Annotated in this window: 20 protein-coding genes; 4 read left to right on the top strand and 16 right to left on the bottom strand. The window is 68.6% G+C overall.

Translation table 11 applies throughout. The features are described 5' to 3' along the window. Nucleotides 1–5: 5 nt before the first annotated feature. From ACIIOY_RS03170 to ACIIOY_RS03150, 5 genes are read right to left on the bottom strand one after another with little or no spacing between them, the layout of a single operon-like run. Nucleotides 6–1,187: a thiolase family protein gene (locus ACIIOY_RS03170; protein WP_411033173.1), complete on the bottom strand. Its 1,182-nt coding sequence runs from the start codon at nucleotides 1,185–1,187 to the stop codon at nucleotides 6–8. Next, entirely contained in the window at nucleotides 1,165–2,652 is a 1,488-nt protein-coding gene (locus ACIIOY_RS03165; protein WP_411033172.1) for a class I adenylate-forming enzyme family protein, read from the bottom strand. The genes ACIIOY_RS03170 and ACIIOY_RS03165 overlap by 23 nt, the downstream gene beginning before the upstream one ends. A gap of 4 nt (nucleotides 2,653–2,656) precedes the next feature. Further along, the gene (locus ACIIOY_RS03160) at nucleotides 2,657–3,220 is read right to left on the bottom strand and encodes a biotin transporter BioY (RefSeq protein ID WP_411033171.1); all 564 of its coding nucleotides are present in this window, start codon (nucleotides 3,218–3,220) and stop codon (nucleotides 2,657–2,659) included. A 30-nt stretch (nucleotides 3,221–3,250) separates the two neighbouring features. Continuing rightward, entirely contained in the window at nucleotides 3,251–3,856 is a 606-nt protein-coding gene (locus ACIIOY_RS03155) for an energy-coupling factor transporter transmembrane component T family protein (RefSeq protein ID WP_411033170.1), read from the bottom strand. Continuing rightward, the gene (locus ACIIOY_RS03150; protein WP_411033169.1) at nucleotides 3,850–4,530 is read right to left on the bottom strand and encodes an energy-coupling factor ABC transporter ATP-binding protein; all 681 of its coding nucleotides are present in this window, start codon (nucleotides 4,528–4,530) and stop codon (nucleotides 3,850–3,852) included. Before ACIIOY_RS03150 ends, ACIIOY_RS03155 begins: the two co-directional genes overlap by 7 nt. Nucleotides 4,531–4,632: 102 nt before the next feature. Between ACIIOY_RS03150 and ACIIOY_RS03145 the strand changes: the two genes are divergently transcribed. Next, nucleotides 4,633–5,832, top strand: a complete 1,200-nt coding sequence (locus ACIIOY_RS03145; RefSeq protein WP_411033168.1) for a winged helix-turn-helix domain-containing protein — start codon at nucleotides 4,633–4,635, stop codon at nucleotides 5,830–5,832. 15 nt (nucleotides 5,833–5,847) lie between these two features. On the opposite strand, the gene mazF is transcribed toward ACIIOY_RS03145, so the two are convergent. From mazF to ACIIOY_RS03120, 5 genes are all read right to left on the bottom strand, one after another. Beyond that, a complete protein-coding gene (gene mazF, locus ACIIOY_RS03140; RefSeq protein ID WP_411033167.1) occupies nucleotides 5,848–6,207 on the bottom strand; it encodes a type II toxin-antitoxin system toxin MazF in 360 nt (119 codons plus the stop codon). Then, a complete protein-coding gene (locus tag ACIIOY_RS03135; protein ID WP_411033166.1) occupies nucleotides 6,207–6,470 on the bottom strand; it encodes an AbrB/MazE/SpoVT family DNA-binding domain-containing protein in 264 nt (87 codons plus the stop codon). Before ACIIOY_RS03135 ends, mazF begins: the two co-directional genes overlap by 1 nt. Nucleotides 6,471–6,540: 70 nt before the next feature. Continuing rightward, a complete protein-coding gene (gene ribB / locus ACIIOY_RS03130) occupies nucleotides 6,541–7,641 on the bottom strand; it encodes a 3,4-dihydroxy-2-butanone-4-phosphate synthase (RefSeq protein ID WP_411033165.1) in 1,101 nt (366 codons plus the stop codon). A 9-nt stretch (nucleotides 7,642–7,650) separates the two neighbouring features. Continuing rightward, complete coding sequence (gene aroC / locus ACIIOY_RS03125) at nucleotides 7,651–8,748, bottom strand: chorismate synthase (RefSeq protein ID WP_411033164.1); 1,098 nt, start codon at nucleotides 8,746–8,748, stop codon at nucleotides 7,651–7,653. A 267-nt stretch (nucleotides 8,749–9,015) separates the two neighbouring features. Further along, on the bottom strand, nucleotides 9,016–12,147 hold the full coding sequence (locus ACIIOY_RS03120) for a bifunctional diguanylate cyclase/phosphodiesterase (protein ID WP_411033163.1): 3,132 nt from the start codon (nucleotides 12,145–12,147) through the stop codon (nucleotides 9,016–9,018). Nucleotides 12,148–12,444: 297 nt separating this feature from the next. Between ACIIOY_RS03120 and ACIIOY_RS03115 the strand changes: the two genes are divergently transcribed. Next, nucleotides 12,445–12,705, top strand: coding sequence for a DUF1344 domain-containing protein (locus tag ACIIOY_RS03115; protein ID WP_411033162.1), 261 nt, complete (start codon nucleotides 12,445–12,447; stop codon nucleotides 12,703–12,705). A gap of 27 nt (nucleotides 12,706–12,732) precedes the next feature. Here the strand turns inward: ACIIOY_RS03115 and ACIIOY_RS03110 are convergent, their stop codons facing one another. The 4 genes from ACIIOY_RS03110 to ACIIOY_RS03095 form a co-directional block, all read right to left on the bottom strand. Continuing rightward, nucleotides 12,733–13,314 carry a histidine phosphatase family protein gene (locus ACIIOY_RS03110; RefSeq protein WP_411033161.1) on the bottom strand — a complete coding sequence of 194 codons (582 nt, stop codon included), beginning with the start codon at nucleotides 13,312–13,314 and terminating at the stop codon, nucleotides 12,733–12,735. 70 nt (nucleotides 13,315–13,384) lie between these two features. Beyond that, nucleotides 13,385–14,203 carry an enoyl-ACP reductase FabI gene (gene fabI, locus ACIIOY_RS03105; protein ID WP_411033160.1) on the bottom strand — a complete coding sequence of 273 codons (819 nt, stop codon included), beginning with the start codon at nucleotides 14,201–14,203 and terminating at the stop codon, nucleotides 13,385–13,387. Between the two features lie 132 nt (nucleotides 14,204–14,335). Beyond that, a complete protein-coding gene (locus ACIIOY_RS03100; RefSeq protein ID WP_411033159.1) occupies nucleotides 14,336–15,370 on the bottom strand; it encodes a DnaJ C-terminal domain-containing protein in 1,035 nt (344 codons plus the stop codon). Between the two features lie 102 nt (nucleotides 15,371–15,472). Further along, entirely contained in the window at nucleotides 15,473–15,925 is a 453-nt protein-coding gene (locus ACIIOY_RS03095) for an RT0821/Lpp0805 family surface protein (RefSeq protein WP_411033158.1), read from the bottom strand. A gap of 45 nt (nucleotides 15,926–15,970) precedes the next feature. Here ACIIOY_RS03095 and pdxH point away from each other — a divergent pair, with 45 nt between their 5' ends. Further along, complete coding sequence (pdxH, locus tag ACIIOY_RS03090; RefSeq protein WP_411033157.1) at nucleotides 15,971–16,591, top strand: pyridoxamine 5'-phosphate oxidase; 621 nt, start codon at nucleotides 15,971–15,973, stop codon at nucleotides 16,589–16,591. Nucleotides 16,592–16,834: 243 nt separating this feature from the next. Here the strand turns inward: pdxH and ACIIOY_RS03085 are convergent, their stop codons facing one another. Together ACIIOY_RS03085 and ACIIOY_RS03080 are read right to left on the bottom strand one after the other, a co-directional pair. After that, nucleotides 16,835–17,896 carry a polysaccharide deacetylase family protein gene (locus tag ACIIOY_RS03085; RefSeq protein WP_411033156.1) on the bottom strand — a complete coding sequence of 354 codons (1,062 nt, stop codon included), beginning with the start codon at nucleotides 17,894–17,896 and terminating at the stop codon, nucleotides 16,835–16,837. A 35-nt stretch (nucleotides 17,897–17,931) separates the two neighbouring features. Continuing rightward, the gene (locus ACIIOY_RS03080) at nucleotides 17,932–18,060 is read right to left on the bottom strand and encodes a hypothetical protein (protein ID WP_411033155.1); all 129 of its coding nucleotides are present in this window, start codon (nucleotides 18,058–18,060) and stop codon (nucleotides 17,932–17,934) included. A gap of 103 nt (nucleotides 18,061–18,163) precedes the next feature. Here ACIIOY_RS03080 and ACIIOY_RS03075 point away from each other — a divergent pair, with 103 nt between their 5' ends. Continuing rightward, nucleotides 18,164–19,060 (top strand): LysR substrate-binding domain-containing protein, encoded by an 897-nt coding sequence (locus ACIIOY_RS03075; protein ID WP_411033154.1) that lies wholly within the window; start codon nucleotides 18,164–18,166, stop codon nucleotides 19,058–19,060. The last annotated feature ends 22 nt before the right edge of the window (nucleotides 19,061–19,082 follow it).

The raw sequence follows: 19,082 nt of genomic DNA, 5'->3' as shown, positions 1-19,082 counted from the left end.
GCTCCTCACATTTTCCGGAACAGGGCCGCGATGCCCATGCCGCCGCCGATGCCCATCATGGCGAGCGCTTCCGTGCCGGCTCCGGCGTCCCGCATCTGCGCGAAGAGCCGTGTGACGAGGATGGCGCCGGACGCGCCATAGGGATGGCCGAGCGCCAGCGCGCCGCCGTCGCGGTTGACGGCGGCGGCATCGATGCCGAGCGCATCGAGGCTGGCCAGCACCTGCGAGGCGAAGGCCTCGTTGAATTCGATGAGCGGAACTTTTGCCGCGTCGAGGCCGGGATTGCGCGCGGCGAGCTTTTCCATGGCCGGCACCGGGCCGAGGCCGAGCAGGTTCGGATCGACGCCGGCCACCGCGCTGTTGGCGATTTCCAGCAGCGGGCCGAGGCCGAGGTTTTCCGCGTCAGCGAGCGAGGTCACCAGCACGAGCGCGGCGCCGTCGTTGACCGGGCAGGCATTGCCCGCCGTCACCGTTCCGGCCGGCTTGAAGACGGGCTTCAGCGCGGCAAGCCGTTCGAGCGAGGTGTCCTCGCGCGGGCACTCGTCGCGCAGGACGCGGCCGGCCGGCGTTTCGACCGGCACGATCTCCTTTAAAAAGCGGCCGGCCTTCCCGGCCGCCACGGCGCGCCGGTGGCTTTCGAGCGCGAAGGCGTCCTGCCGCTGCCGGCCGATGCCGGCATGGGCGGCGACGTTCTCCGCGGCGATCCCCATGTCCGGATCGCCGATCGCATCCGGCGCCATGCGGGCGCGGCCCACCGGCTCCGGCTCCTTGCCGGGCGCCGCCGCCGGGCGGAAGCGCAGGTGCGCGCGGCTGGCGCTCTCGGTGCCGCCGGCAAGGTAGAAGCGCCCGGCGCCGGCCTGCACGAGCCGCGCGGCGAGCGAAATCGCCTCCAGCCCCGAGCCGCATTGCCGGTCCACCGTCATGCCGGGCACGCGGACGGGAAGCCCGGCCTCCAGCGCGGCAAGGCGCGCGAGGTTGCCGGCGCTGTTGGCGGCATTGCCGAGGATCACGTCGTCCACGGCCTCGGGCCGCAGCCCTGTCTCGGCGAGGATGCGGCGGATGAGGGGCACGGCAAGGCTGGCCGGCTCGACGGCAGCGAGCGTGCCGCCGATGCGGCCGACCGGCGTGCGGAACGCCGCGGCGACGACGGGGATGCGGGCGGGATCAGAGGAGGCGTTCGAGCGCATCGCTTGCCTCCGCCACCCATTGCCGCACCGTCTTCGCCTCGACCTTGCCGGAGGGCGTGACCGGCAGGGCGCGACACAGCCAGAGGCGGCGCGGCTGCTTGTAGCGCGGCAGCACCGCCGCCATCGCGGCCTTCAGGGCTTCGGGCGCCGGCCCCGGCCCGTCCGGCTCGATCACCGCGACGAGCTCGCTGCCGAGATCGGCATGGTCGATGCCGAAGACATGGGCGCCGCGCACCCGGGGAAGGCCGAGGAGCGCGGCCTCCACCTCCGAAGGGTAGATGTTGTTGCCGCCGGAGAGCACCATGCCGCCGGAGCGGCCGAGAAGATGCAGCGTGCCGTCCGCCTCCAGGAAACCGAGGTCGCCCACCGTGGCGCGTGCGCCGAAGCGGGAAAGCCCCGCGCCGTCCCCGGCGCCGAGGTAGCCGGTGGCGACGAGCGGGCTTTCGACGAAGATGGTGCCCGTCTCGCCGGCCGGCAGCGGCCTGCCGGCCTCGTCCAGCACGCAGAGCTTCACCCCCGGGAACGCCTTGCCGACCGCGGTGGCGGAGGCCGGGTCGCCGGGCGCGGTCACGGTGATGAAGCCGAGTTCGGAGGCGCCGTAATATTCGCGGAGCGCCGCCCTCGGGAATGTTCTTGCGCAGAGCGCGTGGTCGCCGGCCGTCAGCTTGGCGCCGGCCACCGTGATGGCCTCGACGCCTTCGAGCGCTGCGCCCGCGCAGAGCCGGCGCAGCATGGTGGGCACCAGCACGAGGCGTCGGATGCCGTTGCCGCCGATCGTTGCGAGCGCCTCGGCCGCATCGAAGTGCCGGGCGGAATGGAAGGCGCCGCCGGCGAGCAGCGTTTCCGTCATCGCATAGAGCGCAAGGCCGTGGGCGAGGGGGCCGGGCGCATAGGTGCCGGTGGCGGCGTCGATGCCGAAGAACGGCGCGCCGGCCGCAAGGCTCAGCCGCCAGGAGCGGCGGTCGCGGACGATCGGCTTCGGCGCGGCGGTGGTGCCGGAGGTGAAGACGATCAGGAACGGGCCGCTATCGGCGCCCTCCGGCAGCGGCGGCGCGTCGGCGCCCTCGCTTTCGGCGACGGCCAGGGCCGCGCCGATGTGCGGATCGCGCACGAGGAGGCCGTCGCCTTCCGCCGTCACGAGGAGATCGGGCGCGAGCTTTTCGAGCATGCGCCGGCAGGTCGCCTCCGGCAGGTGCGGGTCGATCAGCGCGGCGCAGGTGCTGCCGGACGTCGCAGCGGCGAAGGCGGCGGGGAAGAGGGCGTGGTTGCCGGTGAGGATGGCGACCAGCCGGTTCTCCGGCCCGACCGCGCTTCGGCCGGCCGGGGCGAGGGCCTCGAAGGCCGCGTGCAGCCGGCGCGCGGTCGCGGCGAGCGCGCCGTAGGAAAGAACCCGGCCCTCCAGGTGGAAGGCCGGGCTCGTTGGATTTCCGGCGGCGTGCCGCTCGAGGGCGCCGGAAAGCGGCATCGGCTCAGGCGCGCTGCGGCAGCAGCGGGTAGCCGGCGAGCACGGCGCGGCCGGCGAGCATGGCGACGAAGGCCTTGATGAGGTCGCCGGGCAGGAAGACGAGCGAGGCGAGGGCCGTCTGGAAGAAGGCCTGGCCGCTCATGTAGGCGAGCCACGGGATGCCGAAGAAGTAGACGACCGCGATGCCGCCGGCGACGGAGGCGGCGAGGAAGGTGAGGAGCTGCGCGAGCTCGCCCTGGTCTTCCCTGACGAAGCGCTCGGCGATCAGCCCGCAGACGAAGGCCCCGAAGACCCAGCCGACGAGATAGCCCGCCGTCGGGCCGGCAAAGACCGCAAGGCCGCCGCGCCCGCCGGACAGGACGGGCAGGCCGATGGCCACGAGCAGCAGGAAGAGGAGCATGGAGGCGGAGCCTCTCCTTGCGCCGAGGATGCAGCCCGCCAGCATGGGGCCGAGCGATTGCGCGGTGATGGGCACCGGAATGAAGCCGAGCGTGATCGGCGGCAGCAGGCCCAGCACCACCATGATCGCGGCGAAGAGGGCGACGAGGACGATGTCTCTGGTGGTCATGTCAGGTTTCCCGAGTGGACAAGATAGGGTTTAGTGCCGCCGAAAGCCGCGGGCGTCAATCGCCATGGCGATTGTATCCGCATCCTTCAGCGTGAGGATGATGAGCGGCACGAGGGTCGTGAGCGGCCGGACCGGCAGTCCGCGCGCCCGGTGGGCGTCCGCGATGTCCCGGTAGCGCGCGAAGATTTCCGGCACGAAGCGGATGACGAGGCCGGCCGCGAGGCTGATGTCCGTCGCCCGCACGAAGCCGAATCGCTCGAGCGGCGTGACGAGCCGGGTGATCTCGTCCATGAAGGCCGAGATGCCGGTCGTCGTGGTAACGGCCGCGGCGAGGAGGACGAGCGCGGAAAGGCGGCAGAAGACGACGAAGCCTTCGTGCGGCGAGTGGAAGACGTAGTTCGCCGCCGCGACGAGGACGACCGTGAAGAGCACGAATCGCGTGCGCCGGATGGCCTCCCTGTGGCCTATCCCCGTCGAGAGGTAGAGCGCGGCGGCAAGTGCGAGTGCCGGCGCGAGAAGCCGCAGGTCCGAGACGAGGAAAAGCCCGATCGCCGCCGCGAAGAGCAGGACGAGCTTGCCGCGCACCGGCATGCGGTGGAGCGGCGAATCGCCTTCGATGTCGAGGCCGTTCAGCATGCCGCGATCTCCCTATAGGCGCGGATCGCCCCGGCCGGCCGGTCGTCGGCCGCAAGCCGTCCCTCGTGGAAGACCAGCACGCGGTCGAAGCCGTCGAGTAGCGCGAGGTCGTGCGTGATGACGAGCACCTGTTCCGGCAGGCCGGCCACGGTACGCTCGATCAGCGCGCGGTTCTTGAGGTCAAGCTGGTTGGTCGGCTCGTCGAGGATCAGCAGGTCCGGGCCGGTGACGAGCACGCTGGCGATCGCGCCGAGCTGCGTCTCGCCGCCGGAAAGCTCGTGCACGCGCCGCTGCGCGAGGTGGGAAATGTCGAAGCGCGCAAGGATCGCCTGCGTCCTCTCGGCGATCTCCGCCTTGCCGAGCCCGCGGTTCTTGAGGCCGAAGGCGATGTCCTCGGCGAGGATCGGCAGGATCATCTGGTGCTGCGGGTTCTGGAAGATGAAGCCGGTCTTCCCGCGCGCGGCCTTCTCGTCCGTCACCGTGTCCAGCCCGCCGACCGTCACCGTGCCCTCGGTCGGCTTGACGAGGCCGTTGATCAGCCGCGCCATGGTCGTCTTGCCGGAACCGTTGAGGCCGACGACGCCGATGCGCCGTTCCGAAAGCGTCAGGGTCAGCGGATGGAGCGCGGTGCGTCCGGCATAGCGCACCGTGGCGGCGGAAAAGACGATGTCCAAGAGCGGGATCCCGGTTCGCAGAAAGTCGGACGGACCTATAACATGTCGGGTCCGAAAGAAAACCGGGTGGAACAAACCGGGAATATATGCCTATCATCCGGCATGACGATTCTCCTCTCCAACGCCGAGGCCCGGCGCATCTTCCTCGCCCGCCAGGGCCTCAGCGCTTCTCCCGGCCGCCTCCTCGGCAAGGAAGGGCTGCTGCAGCTCATCCACGACATCGGTTTCGTGCAGGTGGACAGCATCGCCACCGTCGAGCGGGCGCACCACCAGATCCTCTTCTCGCGCAACCAGACCTACCGGCGCGAGCACCTGACGGACCTCCTGGAGAAGGACGGCGAGCTCTTCGAGAACTGGACGCACGACGCCTCCATCATCCCGAGCGCCTTCTTCCGCTACTGGAAGCACCGCTTCCGCCGCGAGGAGGCCGCCATCATCGAGCGCTGGCGCAAGTGGCGCGAGCCGGGCTTCGAGGATGCGTTCGAGGAGACCTACGCGCGCATCGTCTCGGGCGGCCCGGTGCTGTCGCGCGACCTGAAGGCGGACGGCCACAAGTCCGGCGGCTGGTGGAACTGGCATCCGAACAAGACGGCGCTCGAATATCTCTGGCGCACCGGCAAGCTGGCGATCGCAAGGCGCGAGAACTTCCAGAAGGTCTACGACCTCGTCGAGCGCGTGCTGCCGCCGCACCATCACGCGCCGGATGTCGGGCACGACGCCTTCGTCGACTGGGCCTGCCGCAGCGCGCTCGCGCGGCTGGGTTTCGCCACGCACGGCGAGATCGCCGCCTTCTGGGACCTGATCTCGCCGGAGGAGGCGAGAGCCTGGGTGGAGGCCCATCGCGACGAGCTCCAGCCCGTCGCCATCGAGACGGCCGACGGCGGCAAGCCGCGCGCCTCCCATGCCTTCGCCGGCCTTCCGGACACGCTCGGCGCCATTCCCGAGCCGCCCGCGCGCCTGCGGGTGCTCTCGCCCTTCGATCCCCTGATCCGCGACCGCAATCGCACCGAACGGCTCTTCGGCTACGTCTACCGCATCGAGGTCTTCGTGCCGGGGCCGAAGCGGCAATACGGCTACTACGTCTTCCCCCTGCTCGAGGGCGACCGCCTCGTCGGCCGCATCGACATGAAGGCCGACCGCCGGGCCGGCACGCTCGACGTCAGGCGGCTCTGGTGGGAGCCGAAGGTCCGCGCCTCGACCGGGCGGATGGAACGGCTGGAGGCCGAGCTTGCGCGCGTGGCGCGATTCGCCGGCGTGGAGGCGGTGCGCTGGCTGGACGGGTGGCGCGGCGAGGGGGCGTGAGACTGCCGCTCGGCATCATGCAGGATCGATCATGCTGACCACGCGGGCCGCGATCTCGTCCGTCAGGTAATCGTCCAGCGTTTCGATGTAGCGCGCGGACTTGTTCTTCACGCGCTCGACGATGTCCAGCGCCCTGACCTGGTTGCACAGCGCGACGCCCGTCGTCCTGTGTCCGGAGATGTTCACCGCGAGGCCCGCGTTGCGCGTGAACTGCCCGCCGGTCGTGATGGGCACGACCAAGCACATGCCGACGGCGTTGATCTCGCGCGGGGTGATGACCACGCAGCGATGGTCGTCCTTCATCTCGCGGCCGACGACAGGGTTGAGGTCGACGATGAAGACGTCGCCGCGCCGCGGTATGTTGCTTCGGACCATCAGAAAATTTCGTTGCCGGTGCGCGTCCCGCCCTGCCAAGCCTTGGCCTCCTCGCCGAGCGCGGCCATCTCGTCGGCGCCTTCCAGAAGCTCGGCGAGCGTGTATCTCTTCTTCTGCGTCCTGGGCGTTGCGACGAGCGAGCCGTTGCTGACAGCGAGGGTCAGTTCGGTTCCGACTTCCGCGCCGAGCATCTTCAAGAGCGCCGGCGGAATGCTGAAGACCGTCGCGCCGCCCTGTCGGCGAATCTTTGCCGTGACCGTCATGTCGATGCCTCCGATATGTGCTACATAAATAGCACATATCGGAGCGACGGCAAGAGGCTGATATTCCTGCCTAGCACAGATCCGTCGCGCTGATCTGGATGCCGAAGCCTTCGAGCCCGACATAGTGGCGCTCGCGGGAGGCCATCAGGCGGATCGAGGTGATGCCGAGGTCCTTGAGGATCTGCGCGCCGAGGCCGATTTCCAGCCATTCGCTCTCGCGCGCCTGCGCCTCGTCGTGGCCCTCGCGGTCGTGCTTGCCCTTGCGGGCGGTCTGGGACGCGCCGACGCCGACGGAGCCTTCGCGCAGGTAGACGATGACGCCGCGGCCCTGGTCCGCGATGCGCTTCATGATGGCGTCGATCTGGCGGCCCGCGCCGAACACGTCGCCGCCGACGTTTTCGAGGTGCAGGCGCACGGGAATGTCGACGCCGTCGCGGATGTCGCCGAAGACCACGGCAAGGTGCTGCATCGGGTCCCAGGGCAGGGTGTAGGTCAGGGCCCTCGCCTTGCCGTAGGGCGTTTCGATGTCGAAGCTGCCGACCTGCTCGATCAGCGTTTCCTTGCGCTGGCGATAGGCGATGAGGTCGGCGACGGAGACCTGCCTGAGGCCGTGCTGCTCGGCGAAGGCCGCCACCTGCGGCCCGCGCATCACGGTGCCGTCATCGTTGACGAGTTCGCAGATCACGCCGATTGGCGGCAGGCTCGCGAGCCGGCAGAGGTCGACGGCCGCTTCCGTATGGCCGGAGCGCATCAGCACGCCGCCCTCGCGCGCGACGAGCGGGAAGATGTGGCCGGGGCGCACGAAATCGGTCGGGCCGACATTCGGGTTGGCGAGGTTGCGCACCGTCAGCGTGCGGTCGTCGGCGGAAATGCCGGTCGTCGTGCCGTGCTTGAAGTCGACGGAGACGGTGAAGGCGGTGGTGTGGGCCGAATCGTTTTCCGCCACCATGGCGTTGAGGTTGAGGCGCTTGGCCTCCTCGCGCGGCATGGGCGTGCAGACGATGCCGGAGGTGTGGCGCACGATGAAGGCCATCTTCTCCGGCGTGCAGTGCACGGCGGCGACGATGAGGTCGCCCTCGTTCTCGCGGCCGTCGTCGTCGGTGACGACGACGATCTCGCCGGCCTCGAAGGCGCGGATGGCCTCGACGACACGCTTCTGGTCGTAGCTCATGGAATGCTCCTATTTCAGACGGCCGGTCTGGCCCCGGTCGCGCAGGTAGTGGTCGGCGATGGCGCAGGCGACCATCGCCTCGCCGATCGGCACGGCGCGGATGCCGACGCAGGGGTCGTGCCGGCCCTTGGTGCGCACGTCGACATTGTTGCCGTCGGCGTCGATGGAGCGGCGCTCGGTGAGGATCGAGGAGGTCGGCTTGATGGCGAAGCGCGCGACGACGGGCTGGCCGGTGGAGATGCCGCCGAGGATGCCGCCCGCGTGGTTGGAGAGGAAGATCGGGTTGCCGTCGTTGCCCATGCGCATCTCGTCGGCGTTCTCCTCGCCGGTGAGTTCGGCGGAAGCGAAGCCCTCGCCGATCTCGACGCCCTTGACGGCGTTGATCGACATGAGGAGCGAGGCGATGTCCTGGTCGAGCTTGCCGTAGATCGGCGCGCCGATGCCGGCCGGCACGCCCTCGGCGACGACCTCCACGACCGCGCCGATGGAGGAGCCGGCCTTGCGGATGCCGTCGAGATATTCTTCCCAGACGGGCACGATGGCGGGGTCGGGCGCGAAGAACGGGTTGTTGTTCACCTCGTTCCAGTCCCAGTTGCGGCGGTCGATCCTGTGCTTGCCGATCTGCACCAGCGCTGCGCGGACGGCAAGGCCCGGCACGACCTTGCGGGCCAGCCCGCCGGCGGCGACGCGCGCGGCCGTCTCGCGGGCGGAGGACCGCCCGCCGCCGCGATAGTCGCGGATGCCGTACTTGACGTCATAGGTGAAGTCGGCGTGGCCGGGGCGGTAGCGCCGCGCGATCTCGCCGTAGTCCTTGGAGCGCTGGTCGGTGTTCTCGATCAGCATGGAGACGGGCGCGCCGGTGGTGATCATCGTGACGCCGTCCTCGTCCGGCATGACGCCGGAGAGCACCTTGACGAGGTCGTCCTCGCGGCGCTGCGTCACGAAGCGGGACTGGCCGGGCTTGCGCTTGTCGAGCCAGGCCTGGATTTCTCCGAGCGTGAAGCGGATGCCGGGCGGGCAGCCGTCCACCACGCAGCCGAGCGCAGGCCCGTGGCTTTCGCCCCAGGTGGTGACGCGGAAGAGGTGACCGAAGGTGTTGTGCGACATGAGCGGAACCGGACCCGATAGAAAGTGCGTTCCCTCTTAGTGGAAAAGGGAGGGGAGGGACAAGGGTTTCGCGCTTCCTGCATGGCGATGTCGGTGTTTGCCCCTCATCCGGCTGTCGCCACCTTCTCCCCGCAGGCGGGGAGACGGAACAAGTCGCGAGGCGTTCTTCCGAATGCAACGCCTGTTGTCTGGGAAAGCGTGTGCATCCTCTCCCTTCGCCCCGCTTGCGGGGAGAAGGTCCCGGCAGGGGGATGAGGGGCGGTTCTCCTACGACGCCAGCTTCCACCGCATCTCGCGCCCGAAGGCCAGGAAGGCGTCGCGGGAGAGGGGCTTTGCGAAGGCGTAGCCCTGCAGGAGGTCGCAGCCGAGGAGGCTCAGCATTTCGGCGTGCTGCATGGTCTCCACGCCCTCCGCCACGATCTCGATGCCGAGCGAGCGGCCGATCTCGATGATGGAGCGCACCAGCGCCTGTTCGTTGCGCGAGGAAAGGATGGGGGCGACGAGCTGGCGGTCGATCTTCAGCCGCTTGGGCTTGAGCTTCAGCAGGCTGACGATCGAGGTGTGGCCGGTGCCGAAGTCGTCGATCTCGATGTCGATGCCGAGCGCCTTGATGCGCTCCAGGTTGGCGAGCACCACGTCGTCGCTCTCGTCGAGGAAGATCGATTCCACCAGTTCGAAGGCGATCTGGCCGGGCTGGATCGAAAGGCCGCTGAGGCTGTCGATCAGGCTCTCGTCGCGCAGCCGCCGGGCGGAGACGTTGACCGAGATCTTCGGCATGATCAGGCCCTGTGCGGCCCAGCGGGCGCAGTCGATGAGCGCCTTTTCCAGCACGATCCGGTCGAGCGTCGCCATGACGTTGAGGTCTTCGGCGATCTTCAGGAAGCGGTCGGGCGTCAGCAGGCCGTCGCGCGGATGGTTCCAGCGGATGAGCGCCTCGGCGCCCGCCAGCTTCAGCGTGCCGGCGTCGATCTGCGGCTGGTAGTAGGGCACGAACTCGTTGTTCTCGATGCCTGCCAGGATGTCGTCGGCGATGCGCTTGTTGGAGATGATCTCGGCCTCGAGCACCTCGGTGAAGAATTCGTGCCGGTTCCGGCCGAGCGCCTTGGCGCGGTAGAGGGCGATGTCGGCGTTGACGAGCAGCTTCGCTGTATCGATCGACCGGCCTTCGGCGAGCGCGATGCCGATGCTGACGCCGAATCGGCACAGATGCCCCTCGTAGTCGACGGGCTGCTGCATCTGCGTGATGATGCGGCGGGCGAGGGTGGCGAGATAGGCCTGGTCGGTCGTGTCGCCGACGACCACGACGAATTCGTCGCCGCCGATGCGCGCGACGAGGTCGCCCGCGCGCACGGCGGAGCGCAGCACCTTCGAGGCATGCACGAGCAGCGCGTCGCCGGCGGCATGGCCGAGCGTGTCGTTGATCTGCTTGAAGCGGTCGAGGTCGATGTGGAGGATGGCGATGCGCATGTCCGCCGCCGCGCTGCGTTCGGCGATGTCCGTCAGCTCGCCGTCGAGCTTGCGGCGGTTGCCGAGGCCGGTCAGCGGGTCGTGCAGCGCATTGTGCTCGATGCGGTCCTTGGCCTGCTCCAGCTCCGCGTTCTGCCGGTCGGCCTGCTCCTTGGCCTCCTTGAGCCGGGCGGTCATCTGCACGTCGTCGGTGACGTCGAAGGCGAGGCCGACGAGCTTTCGGCGGCCGTCCTGCTCCACATGCAGCTTGCCGACGGACTGGATGTGGCGGACGGTGCCGTCGGGAAGCACCACGCGCGAAGTGCGCAGGTAGGGCACGCCCTCCTCGATGGCCTCGTTGACCTTGCGTTCCGCTTCCGCGCGGTCGTCGGGGTGGATGGCGCCGAGCCAGGTCTCGTGGGTGATGCGCTCGCCGGTGTTCTTCACGCCGTAGAGCTGGTGCATCCGCTCGTCCCACAGCGTCAGCCCGTCTTCCAGATCGGCCTCCCACAGGCCGCACTGGTAGGAATCGAGCGCGAGATCGAGGCGCCGGGTGAGCTTGGCAAGCTCGGCGTTCTGCACTTCCGCGTGTTCCTTGGCGCTCTTCAGCGCCTGGTTGAGGAGCACGTCCTCGGTGACGTCCCAGCTGATGCCGGTCAGCTTCTCCTCGCCGTTCGGGCCGATGAGGCGCGAGCCGACATTGCGGATATAGTGCCAGGTGCCGTCCGGCATGAGGATGCGGTACTGCGATTTGTAGTCGTTGCCGCCGGCGCGGATCAGGTCCATCTCGGCCCTGGCGGTGGCGACGTCGTCCGGGTGGAGCACGGAGCGCCATTCCTGATCGTTCGGCGTCTGGCCTTCGGGAAAGCCGTGCAGGCGGTGCATCTGGGCATCCCAGTTGCGCACGCCGGTCAGGAAGTCGAATTCCCATATGCCGATCTTGGATGCGCCGAGCGCGATGTCGAGGCGCTGCGAGAGCGACTGGACCTGGCGCTCGCGCGCCTTCAGCCGGGCGATGTTGCGCTGGCGCTCGCTGACGAGGCCGCCGGTCAGGAAGATCGGAACGATGACGACGAGGGCGGCGGCGGCGATGACCAGCCGAACCTGCGTCAGGTTCTCCGGCGGGTGCTGCCAGCCCTTTGCCGGGATGGCGGCGAGTTCCCAGCGCCCGCCGGGAAAGTCGAGCACCTGCACCACCGGGTCGCTCTCGAAGACGCGCACATCGCCGAAGAACGGGTCGACGATGTTGTCGGGCACGCTCACGTCGCGGATGGCGAGCTCTATATCGGCATCGTGCTGCGCCATGTCCGGCCCGGCATGGCGGCCGGGGCCGGTCAGGCCCGCATCGGCGAAGAGCTTGCGCTCGTCGATCACCCCGTCGATGTAGCCCCAGAAATGGGGCTGCGCCCCGGTATCGGTGAAGACCGGCATGAAGAGGTTGAAGCCGCGCCCGCCCCTGGCGAACTCGACCGGGCCGAACATCAGCGGCCGTCCGCGCGAACGGTCCGCCTGGGCGGCGCGGCGGAAGGAGGGGAAGCGGTTGAAGTCGGTGCCGAGGTAGTGCCGGTTGCCGTCGAGCGGGAAGGCGTGGCTCACCTTTCCGCCGGGCGCGACGCCGACGCGGCGGAAATGGGTGTTCTGCAGCATCAGCTTGCGGGCGAAGACGTCGAATTGCGCCATCGCCTGGTCCGGCGCGACGGCGAACAGGTTGGCCACGCTGCGCAGCGCCGCCACGTTGCTGTTCACCTCGCTCTGCAGCCGGGCGCCGACAAGCGCCAGGTCCCCCGAGACGTGGTTCTGCAGTTCGTTGCGGTAGACCCGCTCGTTCTGCCGCTCGTAGAAGATGCCCGCCGTGAGGATCACGCAGCCGGCGATCGCCGCCGGAACGAGCGAAGGCCTCGCCCATTCTGCGATGGATGCCAGATGGTGGCGGATGGCGGCGGTCAAAGGCAAGAGGAGCGTCCCCGATTATCGCGAAACAGTAGTGAGGCTTCCTTAAGATTGCCTTTATAAGCAACTGAAATGCCTGCATTTCCGCCCGCCGGGCGAGGCTCCGCGGGGTGTCCGGGGCCGGGCCGGGAGGCCGTCTGCCGGACAATCCCGGGGATGATGCCGCGCCGCGCCTTGATTCGCCGGCGCTTTCCGGCCATCCATTTCTCCCACGGGCGCGGAGCGGGCGAATTTCGCCATATTTGGGGGGCATCTGACGTGACCAGCAAGAAGACCGATTCATTTCCAGGGGTTCGTACGATGCGGTTGCTCATCGCAGCACTGATGGCCACGGCCGTTTTCCTCTCGCCGCTCGCCGCTTTTTCGGAAAGCGCGGACGTCGAAGCCGTGATCACGAATGTGGACACGGCGAATCTCAGCCTGTCGCTCGACGACGGCAAGAAGTACCAGGCCCCGGAAGAGTTCAATTTCGAGGGGCTGGAGCCGGGCGTGAAGGTGCTGGTGTTCTACACGGAAGTCGACGGCAAGCGCGTCATCAACGATCTCGAAGTCCTGCAATAGGCGGGCGAGGGGCCTTCCTCCCGCATCTCACAACCAGTGCATGCCCGTGCCGTCGATGCGCAGGATCCGGTCCTGGTGGATCGGCGTGTTGGCCGCGTCCTCCTCGTCCATGCCGTGGAGGCGGAAGGCGGCCCGGAAGACGCCGCCATGGCTGACGCAGACGGTCGGGCGCGTCACGTCGCCGAGGAACGAGCCGACGCGCCAGCAGAGGATCTCGTAGCTTTCGGCCGCTTCTCCGGGCGGGATGAAGTTCCATTTCGCGCGGGCGCGTTCCTCCACGCGCTCCGGCGCCCGCTCCCTCAGCTCGGCGAGCGTATAGCCCTCCCAGTCGCCGAAGGACACTTCGACGAGGCGCGGGTCGGTGCGGTAGGCCGAAGGATCGAGGCCCATGGCGCGGCGCAGGATCTCCATCGTCTCGCGCGTGCGCCCGAGCGGGCTCGCCACGAAGTCGAAGCCGGAAACCTTATCGCCGAGGATGCCCTTGAGGGCGAGGCCGTTGCCGGCCGCCTGCCCGCGGCCCGTGTCGTTGAGCGGGATGTCCTTCTGGCCCTGCAGCCTGCCCTCTGCATTCCACGCGGTCTGGCCGTGGCGGATCATGTAGATGAGCAAGACGGGCCCCTCGAAGCAATTGCGGGAAAAGCGTGAAGCGGTTTTCCCCCGCAATTGCGTCTAAAGTCGATCAATCCTTGACGACGGAGATGTCCGGCGCGTCGACGGCCTTCATGCCGATGACGTGGTAGCCGCTGTCGGCATGGTGCGTCTCGCCCGTCACCGAACGCGAAAGGTCCGAGAGCAGGTAGAGGCCGACATCGCCCACTTCCTCGATGGTGACGGTACGGCGCAGCGGCGCGTTGTACTCGTTCCATTTGAGGATGTAGCGGAAGTCGCCGATGCCGGAGGCCGCGAGCGTCTTGATCGGGCCGGCGGAGATGGCGTTGACGCGGATGTTCTTCGGGCCGAGGTCGACGGCGAGGTATTTCACGCTCGCTTCCAGCGCGGCCTTGGCGACGCCCATCACGTTGTAGTTCGGCATCACCTTCTCTGCGCCGTAATAGGTCAGCGTCAGCATCGCGCCGCCGTCGGTCATCAGCTTTTCCGCGCGCCGGGCGACGGAGGTGAAGGAATAGACCGAGATCTGCATCGTCTTGGCGAAGTTGCCCGGCGTCGTGTCGACGTAGCGGCCGGTCAGCTCGTCCTTGTCGGAAAAGCCGATGGCGTGCACGATGAAGTCGATCTTGCCCCACATCTTCTCGACATTCTCGAAGACCGCGTCGATTGAGGCCTCGTCGGAAACGTCGCAATCGCCGGCCAGCACCGCGCCGATCTCGGCGGCCAGCGGCTCGACGCGCTTCTTCAGCGCATCGCCCTGGTAGGTGAAGGCGATTTCGCCGCCCTGTGCGTGGATGGCCTTGGCAATGCCCCAGGCGATGGAACGGTTGTTGGCGACGCCCATGATGACGCCGCGCTTGCCCTTCATCAGACCAGATGCCTGAACCATGGTTTGCCCCCTGAAACTAAAGTCGAAATTGCCTATGGCATAGGCAGCAATGCGGTTCAAGCGCGCGGGGGTTCAGGAACTGTTAGCATCCGTAACAATGGGTGCATCTTTCACGCAAGCGTCATGGACGGTTCAAAGGTAGAGGCCTTCGCGCAGCGACCGCATGAGGTCGATCATCTTGTCGTCCGGCTTCTCCCACAGCAGGAGGCGCACTTCGGCGATGAGGTCGCCGCGTTCGCCGTTCTCCTTCGTCAGCCCTTCCCCTTCGATGCGGATCGCCTGGTCGGATCCGGACCAGGCCGGGACGGTCACGGGCAGGGGGCCGAGCGGGCCCTCGATGGTCGTCTCCCAGCCGAGCACGGCGTTCTCGATCGTCACCGGCAGGTCGACCTTCAGGTCGAAGCCGTCGACGCGGAAACGGCCGGGCGCCACGCGCACGGTGACGACGGCGTCGCCGCGCCTCAGGTTCTCGATGCGGTATCCGGCCTCCTTGAGGCGGATCACCTGGCCGTCCGTCGTGCCCGCGCCGATCGGCACGCGGATCGTCTGGCCCTCCGGCGTCTCGATCGTCGGGCGCACGCGGTTCAGGATGTCCTCGACCGTGACGGTGACGTCGGCGACGAGGTCGGGCGCCTTCTCGACCCTGGCGCGGCTGCCGCGGATGCGGCGGATGATGGCGGAGATGATGGCGGCCGCCGGCGCGCCGGCGCGGGCCGGTGCCGTCTCCTCGGCGGCGGGCTCCTCGGCGGCCTTGCGGGCGTCCTGCGCCGGGGCGGCACCGGCCTGCGGCTGCGGGCGCGGCTGGGCCTTGGCATCGGCCTGCGGCGCGCGCGCATCGACGCCGAAGATGCGGGCGATCATGTCCTCCGCGTCCTCGCCGGACATGCGCGGGGCCTCGGTCTTGGCCTTGCGCTCGGCCTCGCGGCGGCGCATCTGCTCCATGCGGCGAAGCTCGGCCTCGCGCTGCTGGCGGTCGTAGCGGCTGCGTTTTTCCGGGTCGCGCAGGAGGTCGTAGGCACGGCCCGCTTCGGTGAAGCGGATGGTGGCGAACGGGTCGTCGTGATTCTGGTCGGGATGCACGGCCTTGGCCAGCGAGCGCCAGGCGGCCTTTATTTCCTCCTGCCCGGCGTTCCGCTTCACGCCGAGGACCGAATAGGGATCACGCATAACTTCCACCCGTTTCCGTTTTACCGTCCATGCTAGCGATGAACGTCCTAACCGCCGGTTACGGGTCAGGGTTGAAAAATGGCAAACGCGCCCCGAACGGGATCAACCCTGGCGATCGAAGGCGAGAAGGAGCCATTCGCCGGAATTGCCCATGCAGGTGCGGCCGGTGAAGCTGGCAATGCCCTGGTAGGAATGTTTCGTCGTCACGAAGTCGCGGCAGGTGCGGCCGGCATTGTCCCGGTTTTCCGCGATGCTGCTGATCACGCCGGCGCTGCCGGAGGCGGAGTTCGCCCACGGAATGGGGCTGCCGCCGGTGCGTGCGAGGTCGGCCGAGGAAACCGCGTTGCGCACGGTGATCTCGTCGGAGAGGCGTTCCGTCCCGCCGTTCGGCACGGTGCTGGTGCGCACCGTCTTGTCGACGTTGCTGTCGGAGAACAGGTCGAGGCCGCTCATGCAGCCCGAAAGAACCACGCCGGACATCATGGCGGCGGCGAGCCCACGCCAGCGCGTCCAGTATGGCTTTGTCTCCGGTCGCGTCTTTGTTATGACTTTCACTCCAGACTGCCTCATACAGCTAGATAGATCGGCATTGAATCGAATATGAGCGAAAATGCGTTAACAACCGGTGACTTCACCGAGCAAAACGAACCCTATGCCCTGTTCGGCGCCTGGCTCGAGGAGGCCGGCAGGACGGAGCCGAACGACCCGAACGCGCTGGCGCTGGCGACCGTCGACGAGACGGGCCTGCCGAATGTGCGCATGGTCCTGCTCAAGGGGTTCGACGAGCGCGGCTTCGTCTTCTACACGAATTTCGAGAGCCGAAAGGGCGTGGAGATCCTCGGCGCCCGCAAGGCCGCCATGTGCTTCCACTGGAAATCGCTGCGCCGGCAGGTGCGCGTGCGCGGCGACGTGGAGATCGTCACCGACGCGGAGGCCGACGAATACTATGCCTCGCGCCCGCGCGGCAGCCGCATCGGCGCCTGGGCCTCGAAGCAGTCGCGCCCGCTCGAAAGCCGCTTCGCGCTGGAAAAGGCCGTCGCCGAATACACCGCCCGCTACGCGATCGGCGAGATTCCCCGCCCGCCGCACTGGTCCGGCTTCCGCCTGAAGCCGGTGTCGATCGAGTTCTGGCACGACCGCCCCTTCCGCCTGCACGACCGCGTGGAATTCCGCCGCGCGGAGGACGGCAGGGGATGGACGAAGGCGCGGATGTATCCGTGAATTGCCGAGGGCTGCGGGGGCGCTGTTTGTCTTCGGGCCGCCCCGCCCCTCATCCCCCTGCCGGGACCTTCTCCCCGTGAACGGGGAGAAGGGGATCTGCCGCGCCGTTCTGCCCTCCTGCTGCCGCCGCTTCGGGCACGTCCCCTTTCCCCGCTTGCGGGGAGAGGGTTAGCGTGAGGGGCTGACCGCACAATGCGTGAGGGGCCGAACTGTGGATGCGATCAGGCACGCAGGTGGGGGCGTTCAGGACGATCGCCGCATCAGCCGGAAGGGGATGCCCGAGGCGAGCGCCCCGACATATTTCGGCTTCTGGTAGAGCCCGTTCAGCGAGATGCGGGGCAGGGCGGTCGGCGTGTCGAAGGAGCGGGCCGAGAGCGTGCCGGCCTCCGTGGTCACGGCGACGCGGAAGCCGAGCTCCTTGGCAAGCCGGTGCTCGCGCGGCGAGACGGCCGCGCGGTCGCCATAGGGATAGGCGAAGGTTTCCGGGCGCTGGCCGGTGATCGCGGCGATGCGCTCGGCCGACTCGTCCATCTCGCGCCGCGCCTCCTCGTCGCTGAGGCGGGCGAGCGCCCGGTGGCTGACCGTATGGGCGCCGATGGAGGCGAGCGGGTTGAGCACGAGGCTCTTCAGCTCCGGCTCGCGCATGACGAGCCGTTCGGTGATCATCAGCGGGTCGATGCCGTGGGCCCTCGCCGCCGCGTCGAGGCGCTCGATCGCGGCCGCCTCCTCCGCTTGGGCATGGACGAAGCGCGCGAAGCGGCTGTAGGCCGCCTGCTTCTGGAAGGGCGTGGCGAGCGGCATGGTGACCGGGCCTAAGCCGAAATCGAATTCCAGATGCGGGACGGCGCGCAGGAGCTCCGTCAGCGTCTCCCACCAGATGCCGTGCGTCTTGCCGGCCAGGCCCGGCGAGACGAAGACCGTGAACGGCACCTTGTGGAGCGTGAAGACCGGCTGGGCGTGCACCGCGTTGTTGCGGTAGCCGTCGTCGAGCGTGAAGGCGGCGAACCGTTCGCCCGCCCGCGCGATGGCGAGCCGCGCCGGCATGTCGGCAAGCGCCACGAACTGGTAGCCTTCCTCCTTCAGGTGCGCGATCGCCGCGTCCAGGAATTCCGGCGTGATCTCCAGATGGGCATTCGGATCGAAGGCGTGCGGCACCTTCGGGCGGACATGGTGCAGCGTGAAGATCGCGCCCATGCCGCGGGCCGAAGCCATCAGCCCGACCCGCTCGGCCAGATGCGCGACCTCCAGCCCGCCGGTGATCACGGCGCGCTTCAGTCCCTGTCGCATGACGCTGCGGATCGGCATGTCGTTTCTGTCTTTCCTTGAGGTTTCCGCGGCCGTTATCGCACCCGGTCGGTATCCGAGTGGTTAACAACGGCTTTCCTGTGGCGCTGCGGCCCGGACGGCCGGGCCTGGAAGGTGAGGAGGCGGACGACCTCCATGAAGATGGCCGTAACGGTATCGAGCATTGTCCAGTCCTCCATGCTTGCCGGATCGCATGGATTGTCCGCCCGCTTGCCTCTTGTCCTCAAACGAGTTTATCGTCGATTTCGGATGACTTGAGGTTATGCGATGAAGCGCGGACGGCTGCCCTTGACGGCGCTGAGGAGTTTCGAGGCGGCGGGCCGGCTCGGAAGCTTCACGCTCGCGGCGGACGAGCTTGCCGTCTCGCAGGCCGCCGTCAGCCGGCAGGTGAAGGACCTGGAGGCCGAGCTCGGCAAGCCGCTTTTCGAGCGGCGCCACCGCAGCGTGCGCCTGACGCCGGCGGGACAGGCGCTGCTCGGCGTGCTCTCGCGCTCCTTCGACGCCATGGATGCGAGCCTGTCGGAAATCCGGGGACGGCGCGGCGGCGGGCTGCTGGAGATCAGCGCCGAGCCGTCCTTCGCCGCCGGCTGGCTCGTGCCGAACCTCGACGGCTTCCGCGCCGCCCATCCGGAAATCGACGTCGCGGTCGATTCCGACATGCGGCTCGTCGAGTTCCGCGCGCACGAGGCCGAGATCGCCATCCGCCACGGGGCGGACGCCAGGGCCTGGCCGCGCACCGAGGCCGATCACCTCATGGATGTGGAGATGGTGCCGGTGATCGCGCCCGGCCTCCTGGCCGGCGGCCCGCCCCTGAGGGCGCCGGCCGACCTGCTTGCGCATACCCTGCTGCACGAGGAGAACCGCAGCGTCTGGGAGCGCTGGTTTTCCGCCGCCGGCCTGCCGGACGCGCCGCTCGGCCGCGCGCAGATCTTCGCCGAGGGCAACCTGGTGCTTCAGGCCGCCCTGCGGGGCCACGGCGTCGCGCTGGCCGACCGCTTCCTCGCTGCCGAGGAGATCGCCGCCGGCCACCTCCTCCAGCCCTTCGCCCTGTCCGTCCGCCACGGGGCCTACTTTCTGGTGGCCCGCAGCTTCAAACGCCTTTCGCCGGAGGCCCGCGCGTTTCGAGCGTGGCTGCTGCGGCGGGTCGGGGTGTCCGGCCCGTAGCCGTCACTTATCCCGCCTGCCG

The sequence above is a fragment of the Shinella agrisoli genome (assembly GCF_046557955.1).
Classification (GTDB): domain Bacteria; phylum Pseudomonadota; class Alphaproteobacteria; order Rhizobiales; family Rhizobiaceae; genus Shinella.
Note: the sequence above shows the minus strand (reverse complement) of the source record. Positions and strands in the feature narration are given on the sequence as shown.

Bases quoted from the DNA above. Each gene is read 5' to 3' on its own strand.
- ACIIOY_RS03170 (WP_411033173.1), bottom strand. From the start codon at position 1,187: ATGCGCTCGAACGCCTCCTCTGATCCCGCCCGCATCCCCGTCGTCGCC.
- ACIIOY_RS03165 (WP_411033172.1), bottom strand. From the start codon at position 2,652: ATGCCGCTTTCCGGCGCCCTCGAGCGGCACGCCGCCGGAAATCCAACG.
- ACIIOY_RS03160 (WP_411033171.1), bottom strand. From the start codon at position 3,220: ATGACCACCAGAGACATCGTCCTCGTCGCCCTCTTCGCCGCGATCATG.
- ACIIOY_RS03155 (WP_411033170.1), bottom strand. From the start codon at position 3,856: ATGCTGAACGGCCTCGACATCGAAGGCGATTCGCCGCTCCACCGCATG.
- ACIIOY_RS03145 (WP_411033168.1), top strand. From the start codon at position 4,633: ATGACGATTCTCCTCTCCAACGCCGAGGCCCGGCGCATCTTCCTCGCC.
- mazF (WP_411033167.1), bottom strand. From the start codon at position 6,207: ATGGTCCGAAGCAACATACCGCGGCGCGGCGACGTCTTCATCGTCGAC.
- ACIIOY_RS03135 (WP_411033166.1), bottom strand. From the start codon at position 6,470: ATGACGGTCACGGCAAAGATTCGCCGACAGGGCGGCGCGACGGTCTTC.
- ribB (WP_411033165.1), bottom strand. From the start codon at position 7,641: ATGAGCTACGACCAGAAGCGTGTCGTCGAGGCCATCCGCGCCTTCGAG.
- aroC (WP_411033164.1), bottom strand. From the start codon at position 8,748: ATGTCGCACAACACCTTCGGTCACCTCTTCCGCGTCACCACCTGGGGC.
- ACIIOY_RS03115 (WP_411033162.1), top strand. From the start codon at position 12,445: ATGCGGTTGCTCATCGCAGCACTGATGGCCACGGCCGTTTTCCTCTCG.
- fabI (WP_411033160.1), bottom strand. From the start codon at position 14,203: ATGGTTCAGGCATCTGGTCTGATGAAGGGCAAGCGCGGCGTCATCATG.
- ACIIOY_RS03100 (WP_411033159.1), bottom strand. From the start codon at position 15,370: ATGCGTGATCCCTATTCGGTCCTCGGCGTGAAGCGGAACGCCGGGCAG.
- pdxH (WP_411033157.1), top strand. From the start codon at position 15,971: ATGAGCGAAAATGCGTTAACAACCGGTGACTTCACCGAGCAAAACGAA.
- ACIIOY_RS03085 (WP_411033156.1), bottom strand. From the start codon at position 17,896: ATGCCGATCCGCAGCGTCATGCGACAGGGACTGAAGCGCGCCGTGATC.
- ACIIOY_RS03080 (WP_411033155.1), bottom strand. From the start codon at position 18,060: ATGCTCGATACCGTTACGGCCATCTTCATGGAGGTCGTCCGCCTCCTC.
- ACIIOY_RS03075 (WP_411033154.1), top strand. From the start codon at position 18,164: ATGAAGCGCGGACGGCTGCCCTTGACGGCGCTGAGGAGTTTCGAGGCG.